3 protein-coding genes are annotated in these 2,432 nt (G+C 44.8%); all 3 read right to left on the minus strand.

Annotated features, from left to right (window positions below):
• Positions 1-753, minus strand: a 753-nt coding sequence (locus HMPREF1640_RS12130) for a hypothetical protein (protein ID WP_036895253.1), incomplete at its 3' end; no start/stop codon positions are given.
• Entirely contained in the window at positions 750-1,268 is a 519-nt protein-coding gene (locus HMPREF1640_RS12135) for a DUF3408 domain-containing protein (protein ID WP_004348194.1), read from the minus strand. The genes HMPREF1640_RS12135 and HMPREF1640_RS12130, both read right to left, overlap by 4 nt.
• Positions 1,255-2,058, minus strand: a complete 804-nt coding sequence (locus HMPREF1640_RS12140) for a ParA family protein (protein ID WP_036895251.1) — start codon at positions 2,056-2,058, stop codon at positions 1,255-1,257. Before HMPREF1640_RS12140 ends, HMPREF1640_RS12135 begins: the two co-directional genes overlap by 14 nt.
• Positions 2,059-2,432 lie beyond the last annotated feature (374 nt).

Raw genomic sequence — 2,432 nt, forward strand, 5'->3', positions numbered from 1 at the left:
ATCGTCAGCATCGCCCACTGCTGTGTCAGATATGCCAGAAACAGGAGGTGTTGGGTCTTGTGATGAAGGCATTGCTGGTTGAGCACTCTGATCTTCCTTTTCTTCCGCCTTACGGATTTTCTCCAATAGCGAGGCTTGTTCACCCAGCATCTTGGCGATGTTTTCTTTGTACTTATCCAATAGGTCAGAGTCTTGAAGCTGCCGAACTGTCTCTTTGACTTCTTCCTCATCAGCCTCCTCACTGTTCTTTGCCCACTTTTGCAGGCGGACTAAGTCACGTGCGAGGACGGATTGCTCCGACATTTCGGCTTCGCCCGATGTGGGCTCGATGGATAGGTTTAATTCCTCACGGACAATCTCATCTTCGTCCACTCTCTCCATCTCGAAATCAATGTCCATTTCGTTGTCCTCTTTCATTTCTTCCTCCTTTTCGGAGTTCTGCGGTGCAAAATTATTATTATTCTGCTCCGAATTTTCAGATGATGAAACAGAGGGAATTTGTGGGATAATCGGGGAAGTGGAACGGCTTTTTCCAATCAGTACAAACTCGGCTTGCTCTATTGTTCCTTTTCCTTTCTGTCCGTCTTTTTTCTTCGTTGCTTCTTTCTTCTTGCTATCTTCATCGCTCTTTCCGTTTTTCTTGATAATGAAGTCATACGGAGATACATACCGCATATAGAAATACAAGATACCAAGCATCATCCAAATGATGATGAGTACCAGTATAAAACTGAAAAGTATTGTTTCCATCATAGTGTTATTGTTGTCTTACGTCTTTGCTTTGCTGCTGCATTATTGAGAAGTTCCTGATGTTCCCGCAGATGCTCCCGGAGGATATTATCAATATAGGAAGCAATAGATACCCTTTCTCCTAAGTCTTGTAGCACATTGCGCAGGTTCTGTAATGTCTCCAAATTGATGGAGAAAGCCGTCCGCATTTGCGAACGCACGGGATGAAAGTATAGGGAACGGTATTCCTCTATGGAAAGGGACGACCTGCCAGACTTTTCCATTCTTGGCTTCCTTTCTCTTTTCGGCTCAGTGTTTCCGGTTGTCCCACCTTCTGTTTCATCTGTCGGTTTTTCGTTTGTTGGTTTCGTTTCTTCCGGACTTTCGTCTTCCTCTTGTAATGTTGCAGGGGAAGGTTCTGTGTCCTCAGAAGGGTCGAAGGGGTTGGGGACCGTGACAGGTTTCACCACTACATTGTCCTCTGCCATTTTCTTCAGCTTCTTTTCCAGTTGCTGCTTTCTTTCCTCAATCGTTGCCATTTTCTGTTTTCGTTTTTAGTTTGAGACGTTGAATTATCTCGGAGACGAGTTCATCCAGCCCCGTACCCGTTCGCAGTCCCTTTGCAGGAGGCTGATAGGTGGAACGGAACACACCACGCAGCCCGTATGTGGAAAGTTCGTGAGAGAAGCGGTGCGTGGCATATACATAGCTGGGCAGGAGTGTGAGTTCGTGTCCTTGGATAAGCTTTGTGTATTCGTCAATGATGACGTTCCTCACCCTTCTGTCCACCTTGTTCCAGAACAGGATAATGTCCTTTATCCGTGAGTCGGACATAGAAACACCAATATCCGTGATGGTCTTGGCGTATGCCATGCAGGAGACGAGTGACTGTATGTCGGCTTCAAGTGGAGACAGGATATAGTCCATCTGAAGGGACAGTTCCATCAACTCCGTTGTTCCTGCATGACCGGGAAAGTCGAACACAACCAACTGGTACTTCTCATTGCTGATAGCGTCAATCTTACTTTGTGCTGTCTTGACGGCTTCCTTGGGGCTGGACTTATAAATTCTGTATGCCTTTTTGCCGAGGTGCTGAAAGAATGCCTGCATGGACTTGGAAAGCTCCTCGCTTCCCTGAATGACACTCTTCTCACGTTCTCTCAGCTTGTAAAAGGAATCCTGAGACAGGTCGCAGTCCACCACGAAGAGGTTGATACCCTGTTCGTAGTACAATATGCTGCTTACGATTTCGGCAAGCGTGCTTTTTCCGACTCCTCCCTTTTGCGAGGAGAACCCCAGAAAGATGGGGCGTTGTTGTTTGTTCTCCATAATGATAATTTCTTAGTTCATATTACTTGTCTATTTGATGTTTGGATGTTCTCTCATTTTTGAGAAGTATCAGCAGACAGTTTGTTCTGGCTGCGTATGGTTCGTGCGATAGTCTGAAAGGACGATTTATAGTTCTTACAATCTGTTGTACTGACAATAGTTTGTCATGACAACAAATTGTTATGAATATGTTTCGTTCGTTCTTGTCATCTTTGGTGTAAGCCAACGGTAATACGATGTATCTTTTACTTGTATCATCATGCCATTGTTCGCTCGTTCTGACTGCAAAATAAATGATATTTTGGCTGATTATATGACACCGATGAAGTGCAGGGAAATGCGAGGAAAAAGAGTGAATATCATTGATAATGAGT

Origin of the sequence: Prevotella sp. S7-1-8, from assembly GCF_000758925.1 — a bacterium.
Classification (GTDB): Bacteria; Bacteroidota; Bacteroidia; order Bacteroidales; family Bacteroidaceae; genus Prevotella.